A 6,855-nucleotide genomic window follows, 5' to 3' on the forward strand; every position below is an offset into this window, starting at 1 on the left:
TGATTGGATCGACGGTCCGTAGGCTCCCAGTTACCAGGTTCGTTGTTCACGCCAAACTCAGCATGTTGGACCACCCCGTGAAGGCGACTCCATGAATGAAGGTTCTCAACCAGCATCAGCCGGGCAAACCGTGAACGGATACCAGATCCTGGGTATGCTGGGGGCTGGCGGCATGGGCATGGTGTATAAGGCCCTGGACATCAAGCTCAAGCGCACGGTAGCGCTGAAGTTTCTCCCTCCGGAATCCAATGCATCGGAAGCCGCGCGGGCGCTGTTTCTGGAGGAAGCGCGCGCCGCCTCCGCCCTGGACCATCCGAACATCGGCACCATCCACGGAATCGAAGAGGACCCCGAAGGACGGCTGTTCATTGTCATGGCCTACTACGAAGGCCAGACGCTCTCGCACAAGATGAACGGCCCCATGCCGCCGTCGGTAGCGGTGCCTATCGCCATCCAGATCGCGCATGGGCTGGCGGCCGCGCACGCCCGCAACATCGTGCACCGCGACATCAAACCTTCCAACGTGGTCCTTACGGCCCAGGGGTTGGTCAAGATCGTGGATTTCGGGCTGGCGCGGGTGATCAGTTCCGCCAATTCCACGCGCACCCTGGCGACCGCGGGCACGGCCTCCTACATGTCGCCCGAGCAGGTGCTGGGGGAAAAAGGGATTGACCGTCGCACGGACTTGTGGTCCCTGGGCGTGGTGCTCCACCAGATGCTGACCGGCGATCTGGCGTTTGAGGGGGACAGCGTGGCTGCCATGCTGTTTGCCATAGTCCATGCTCCGCCGCGCGAGATTCCCAAAGACGTTGCGCCCGAACTGCAGCGCATTGTGTACCGCGCGCTGGCCAAGGACCGTGAGCAGCGTTACCAGAGCGCCGAAGAGATGGCCGCCGACCTGGAGGCCGCGGCTCCGGCCCGGACCGACAACCGGCCTACCATGTCGGACCGCGAGCTGGCGTCGTATCGCGAGAAGGCTTCGGTGTCAGCGCTGGGGCCCATCGCGCAGCCGCGGCGCGGGCCGGCGAAATGGGTCTTCGGGCTTCTGGCGGTAGCGGTCGTGATGGGCTTGAGCTTGCTGGTTCCCGCCGTGCGGCAGCGCGTGGCGCCCGGCATGTTCACGCCGCCGATCCGGCATATCGCCGTGCTGCCCATTGATACCATCGGCAGCAATCCCAATGACGCCACGCTGGCCGATGGATTGATGGAAAGTCTCACCAGCAGGCTCTCCAACCTGGAAGTCGGCAATGAATCGCTCTGGGTGGTCCCCGCCAGCGAAGTGCGGCGCAGAAAGGTCACCGACCCGGGCGCCGCGCTCAAGACCTTCGGCGCCAACCTGGTGGTGGCCGGCACACTGCAGAGAGACCCCGACAAAGTGCGGCTCATCCTGAACCTGATTGACGCCAAGAGCATGCGGCAGCTTGGTTCGGGCGAGTTTGAAGATCGCGCCGGTGATTTTTCCGCGGTGCAGGATTCGGCGGTGGCCAAGCTGGCCAACCTGATGAAGATTCCCTTGACGCGCGACATGCTGCGCAACACTGGCGGGTCCGTGGTGCCGGCGGCCTACGAGCTGTATCTGAAGGGGCTGGGCTTGATCCAGCGTTATGACAAACCCGGCAACCTGGACCAGGCGATTTCCGCATTGAATGACGCCACCCGGACTGATCCCAAATTCGCGATTGCCTTTGCCGGCCTGGGCGAAGCTTACCTGTTGAAGTTCAAAACCAGCCAGGACCAGCACATGCTGGACGAGGCGTCCGCCAACTGCAACCGGGCGCTGCAGCTCAACGACCAGCTTGCCGCGGTGCACGTGACTATTGGAAGAATCAACGACGCCGGCGGCAAGCACGACGTGGCGCTGCAGGAATTCCAGCGCGCGCTGGCCCTGGAGCCGCACAACGCCGACGCCCTGATTGGTATTGCCCGGGTCTACGAAACCGAGGGCCGGGCCAAAGATGCGGAAGAGATGTTCCGCAAGGCCGCCGCTCTCCGGCCCGATTATTGGGACGGCTACAACACCCTGGGGCTGTTCTTCTATCGCCAGAAGCGCTACCCCGAGGCCATTGCACAGTTCCAGCATGTCAGCGAACTCACGCCGGACAACGTCGCCGGCTACCTGAATGCCGCCGCTGCGTTGATCGAGAGCAACCGCCTGCCTGAGGCTGCCGACGCTTTGGGCAAGGCCCTTAAGATTTCCCCTTCGTATGGGATTTATGCCAACCTCGGCCAAGTCTACTTCCGCCAGGGAAAATATGCGGAAGCCGCCCAGAACACCGAAGCGGCGCTGAAGTTGAACAATAAAGATTACCGGCTCTGGGTCAATCTGGCGGGCCAGTACCGCTGGTTGAATGACGATGCCAGGGCCGTGGAGGCCTACCGGCAGGCCTTGCAGATGGTGGAAGAAGTTGCCAAGCTCCGTCCCCAGGATGCCGGCGTGCAGGTCCAGCTGGGCCAGTTATACGCGTACCTACAGCAGAAGCAGAAAGCCGTCACGCGTGTGGAAACGGCGCTGGCCCTGGCTCCGGATGATCCTGATGTCCTGGAGAACGCAGCGGTCATCTACCAGGCGTTGGGTGACCATGCCCGGGGAATCCAATACGCGATCAAGGCGCTGGACAAGGGCTATGATCTGGAATTCATGAAGCAAGATCCCGAAGCCCGGGCGCTGCTAGCCGACCCGGAACTTCAGCGGGTAATCAGTAGAGGTCCACACCAACAACCATAGTAATTCGAAAGGAGATGCAATGGCAGATATCAATATAACCGGCAGTGGCAGCAACCCAGTTGCGAATAACTACACTGTGGGGGAGAACCAAACGGCGGTTTCATTCCATTCCGCGAATGCCGCGGTTCAGGTTTGCTTTTCCAACAACACTACCTTCGGAGTCTGGGGCGTCGCGATTCCACAGGGCGGCAATAAAACAGACGTGACCATCGCAAGCCGCGCGAGCGTGAACTACGAGGTACACCCCTCGGGTTACGCTTGCCCGACGGGGGCCAAGCCCACAGACGCCACGCAGTACACCATCACCATCGGATCCACGCCGGGCCCACACCCTCCGGGCCATGGTCAATACAAGAAGTAAGCCGCAGGACCCAAGAGTGAGCTGGCGTTCAATAGCAGTTTCAATAGTCCAAAATAAAAAGGCCGCACAGTCCGTGCGGCCTTTTCTTGCAGTCGAAAATTCTCTGCCCTTCTTGACGTGTACAACACGCGCCTCCTACAATGTTGGGCGGTTCTAAGCCTGTCAAAACCATCGCATCAAAGGTTCGATTGCTTCGGAGCTACTAGCTTGAAGAAAGGATATCAAATGCTAACACTTCTAGTGATAGTCATTGCTCTTGGGGGGCCTTACACGATAACTATTGGGGGAGGTTAACCCCCGAGCTTCCATCTTTCTTTCAGAAGAGGGCCACGTGGCCTTCTTCTTGTGTTTTAGGGCTAACCTCTAACTTCGACTATGGCCTTTTTGGCGTCGTTCTTCACCGAAGACCTTGCCGAAGTCCGTCCCCAGGAATGTCGGCGTTTCGGGTCAGGCCCCCACCGCCTGTTTCGCGTGGTTCTTGACCGGAACTTTGGTGAACCAGTTGTGGCGGTCAGCGGCCGTGCCGTTCACTATGCCGAAGAACTCGCGTTGCAGCGCCAGCGTGACCGGTCCGGTCTTGCCGTTGTTGACGTTGATCTTGTCAATGGACTTGATGGGCGTGATCTCTGACGCGGTGCCGCAGAAGAAGACTTCGTCGGCGATGTACAGCATTTCGCGGGGAACCATCTGCTCCACCACCGGCAGGCCGATATCTTCAGCCAGGGTGAGGATGGATTCGCGGGTGATGCCCGGCAGCACGGAGTTGCCCAGCGGCGGCGTGATCAGCTTGCCTTTGCGGACCATGAACAGGTTGGCGCCCGAGGCCTCGCTCACGTAGCCGTTCACGTCCAGAGCGATGCCCTCCACGTAGCCGTTCACAATGGCTTCCATCTTGATCAACTGGGAATTCATGTAATTGGCCCCGGCCTTGGCCATGGCAGGCATGGTGTTGGGCGCGATGCGCGACCAGGACGAGATGCAGGCCTCCACGCCTTCGGTGACATCGCCCTTGCCCAGGTATTTGCCCCACGGATAGTTGACCATGTAGGTCTCCGTAGGCGAATTGAAGGGGTTCACGCCGGCTTCTCCATAGCCGCGCATGACGATGGGCCGCAGATAGCACGGCCAGACGCCGTTGACGGCCACCAGTTCGCAGGCGGCGTCGCACAGCTGCTCCAGCGACTGGGGAAGCTCAATGCGGTAGATCTTGGCGGAGTCCAGCAGGCGCTGCATGTGGTCGCGCAGCCGGAAGATGGCAGGCTGGTTCTTGGGAGCGTAGCAACGGATGCCTTCGAATACGGAAGAACCGTAGTTAACGACGTGAGACATCACGTGGACCTGGGCGTCTTTCCAAAGGATGAATTTCCCGTTGTGCCAGATCTTTTCGGTCGCTTGAATCGCCATGCCAGGCTCCTTGTTTCCGTGGTGTGGTCCCGCTTGCCGCTTGTTTCAGACTTCCGCCCGGGCCGTGTGGCGGGCCAAAACGGTCTTCCAGTCTTTTAGATAAGATTCTGGGCGCGAACGCACCATTATATCTGACGGAATTTCCCCCGGCTAACTTTAGATCAGGTAGAAAAGCATTTGTTTCCAACATGACAAAAGTCAGCCGGGAGGGAGCCTTTTACGGGTGCTGGCCGCCGCCGGCTGCCGGCTTACCGGCTTCCGGGCCGGGCGTGGGAGCGTTCTGGGCCACGGTGGCGGGTGGCGAATACAGATACTGCTTGGGGTCCTTCATCATGACCGGCATGGCGGCAAACGGCTTGGAGTAGTCATTGGCGGCGTTCCAGAACAGGAACCCGTTGCCTCCGTGCTGTTTTGACGTCCCCACCTGGGCCAGGATGTACTGCGGCGAATAGGTCTTGGTGCGCCAGTGGAAGGCCTGCAACCAGGGCCGAATCACCACGCCGGAGCCGGCGGTAACTTTGCCGAAGCGGTCCATGGAGATGGCGATGAAATGTTCCGGCGCATCGCCCGGATGGGCGTAGCCATCCATGCCAAAGAAGTGCGACGGGTAGATCATGGGCGACACCACGTCACAATGCTTGGCCATCTTCACAATGTCCTGGCCAGTGTGGCGCAGGTCAACACTACGTTGCCAGGCCATCACGCCGAACACGTCCAATGAGAGCAGCACGCCCGCGGGATGCAACTCAGAATAAGCGCGCTCCAGGAAGGCGGCGATGACGTCATCACGCTGCAGCTTCGATTTTGGGTCTTTCTGGAAAGCGAACTCGGCGTCTGCCTGGTTGCCTTCAGCGGGGAAGCGGACGTAATCAAACTGAATTTCATCCACGCCGGAGGTGGCGACGTATTTCGCCAGAGCAATGTTGTAGTCTTGCACCTGCTTGTTGGAAGGGTCGGCCCAGACCAGCTTGCCGTTTTCTCTCCACGGTTGATGCAGACTGCGCGACTGCACCGCCTGTGCGCCATGGTTCTTGGCGATGTTGTCATCCCGGAACAGCGCCTGGCGGGCGATCACGTGCATGTCCAGCGAATGCAGATAGCGCACGTACTTCGGCAGGTTGGTGATCGGATGGTTCTTGATCTTCCGCGCCAGCGGATGATCAAACGGAACGTTGATGGTGCCGTCACTGTCCTTGATGTCAAAGACCACGGCGTTGCCGCCGGCTTCATGCCAGCGGCGGACAAGCTGAATGCCTTTGGCGCTGCCCGCGGTGCCGCCGGTCAGGTAGATGGCTCGAACTTCGCCGTCTTTAGGGAAGGGGCGGCTCTTTTCCACGATGGGCTGCGGCTCAATGCCGGGGATGAGAGCGGTTTCGCCCTTCTTGAACGTCGTTTTGCCGTGGTTGGCCTTGGCGATGGCTTCCACGTACTCGGCCACCGTCATATACTGTGACTCGCTGAGGTGCTGGCGCGCCAGAAACTGCGCGCTGGTTACAGCCTTGGCTTCATGGGCGATGGTGCCCGGCGGCAACTGCTGCGCTGCGGGGGCCGCGGGCTGCGCGCCGTTACTTTGAACGGCAGGGTTCTGCGCGGCGGGCTTTTGTGCCGCCGAGACATGCGTCTGCGAAAACAGTTCGGCGTGACGCGTGAAAAAGAAAATTATGACCAGCGTGACGACAGCCGACACGGCTGCCGTGGAAACCACTCTAAGTTTCTTGGGTACCATTCGGAGCTACTCTTTTCCGGGGTCTAAGAGGCATCTTAGCACGCCCCGGCGTGTGGAAATCAAAATGGCCGGTGGTGCTTGGACTTAGGTCATAAGGTGCTCTTCGCCGCAGGCGAAGAGCACCAGCTGTTAGCCTTTAGCCATTAGCCGTTGGCCAAAATCGAAAACCCCGAAGTGGTTTTTGGATTTACGAAGGCTAATTCGCACGATTCAGAAACTGGCTTGGGTGGATTCTTGCCCCTGGCATTACGATGGACAAGCTAAAGGCCAAGGGCCAAGAGCTAATGGCTGCTCTTATCCTTTCTTCAACTCCACCAGCACTTGGCGCGCGACTTCTTTTAGGGTTTCGAAAACGCCAACACCTTTAAACGCGACGGCTTCGAACACCGGCTCGCCTTTGCGCTGCAGTTCGCGCTTGAGGTCTTCCACCGGCATGGCGGTGGGCAGGTCGCGCTTGTTGAGTTGCAGGACGTAAGGGATCTTCTTGAAATCGTAGCCGTGTTCTTTCAGGTTTTCCTGAAGATTTTCCAGGGCCTCCAGGTTGGCGTCCAGGCGCTCTTCCTGCGAGTCGGCGACGAAGACCACGCCGTCCACGCCGCGCAGGATCAGTTTGCGGCTGGCGTCGTAGAAGACCTGTCC

The 6,855-nt window shown here is 59.7% G+C and carries 5 protein-coding genes; 2 read left to right on the forward strand and 3 right to left on the reverse strand.

Annotated features, from left to right (window positions below; genetic code table 11):
• The first annotated feature begins 91 nt into the window (after positions 1 to 91).
• Positions 92 to 2,725 carry a protein kinase gene (locus LAO20_11570; GenBank protein ID MBZ5532061.1) on the forward strand — a complete coding sequence of 878 codons (2,634 nt, stop codon included), beginning with the start codon at positions 92 to 94 and terminating at the stop codon, positions 2,723 to 2,725.
• Positions 2,726 to 2,744: 19 nt separating this feature from the next.
• The gene (locus LAO20_11575) at positions 2,745 to 3,086 is read left to right on the forward strand and encodes a hypothetical protein (GenBank protein MBZ5532062.1); all 342 of its coding nucleotides are present in this window, start codon (positions 2,745 to 2,747) and stop codon (positions 3,084 to 3,086) included.
• A 447-nt stretch (positions 3,087 to 3,533) separates the two neighbouring features.
• Here the strand turns inward: LAO20_11575 and LAO20_11580 are convergent, their stop codons facing one another.
• The 3 genes from LAO20_11580 to LAO20_11590 form a co-directional block, all read right to left on the reverse strand.
• Complete coding sequence (locus LAO20_11580; protein MBZ5532063.1) at positions 3,534 to 4,490, reverse strand: branched-chain amino acid transaminase; 957 nt, start codon at positions 4,488 to 4,490, stop codon at positions 3,534 to 3,536.
• Positions 4,491 to 4,707: 217 nt separating this feature from the next.
• Complete coding sequence (locus LAO20_11585; GenBank protein ID MBZ5532064.1) at positions 4,708 to 6,216, reverse strand: putative glycoside hydrolase; 1,509 nt, start codon at positions 6,214 to 6,216, stop codon at positions 4,708 to 4,710.
• 294 nt (positions 6,217 to 6,510) lie between these two features.
• Positions 6,511 to 6,855: GTPase domain-containing protein (locus LAO20_11590; protein ID MBZ5532065.1), on the reverse strand; the 345-nt coding region annotated here is incomplete at its 5' end.

The organism is Terriglobia bacterium (assembly GCA_020072815.1).
Lineage (GTDB): Bacteria > Acidobacteriota > Terriglobia > Terriglobales > Acidobacteriaceae > Angelobacter.

What these genes read in the sequence shown, in the direction of transcription:
- LAO20_11570 (MBZ5532061.1), top strand. Translation starts at nt 92, where the DNA reads ATGAATGAAGGTTCTCAACCAGCATCAGCCGGGCAAACCGTGAACGGA.
- LAO20_11575 (MBZ5532062.1), top strand. Translation starts at nt 2,745, where the DNA reads ATGGCAGATATCAATATAACCGGCAGTGGCAGCAACCCAGTTGCGAAT.
- LAO20_11580 (MBZ5532063.1), bottom strand. Translation starts at nt 4,490, where the DNA reads ATGGCGATTCAAGCGACCGAAAAGATCTGGCACAACGGGAAATTCATC.
- LAO20_11585 (MBZ5532064.1), bottom strand. Translation starts at nt 6,216, where the DNA reads ATGGTACCCAAGAAACTTAGAGTGGTTTCCACGGCAGCCGTGTCGGCT.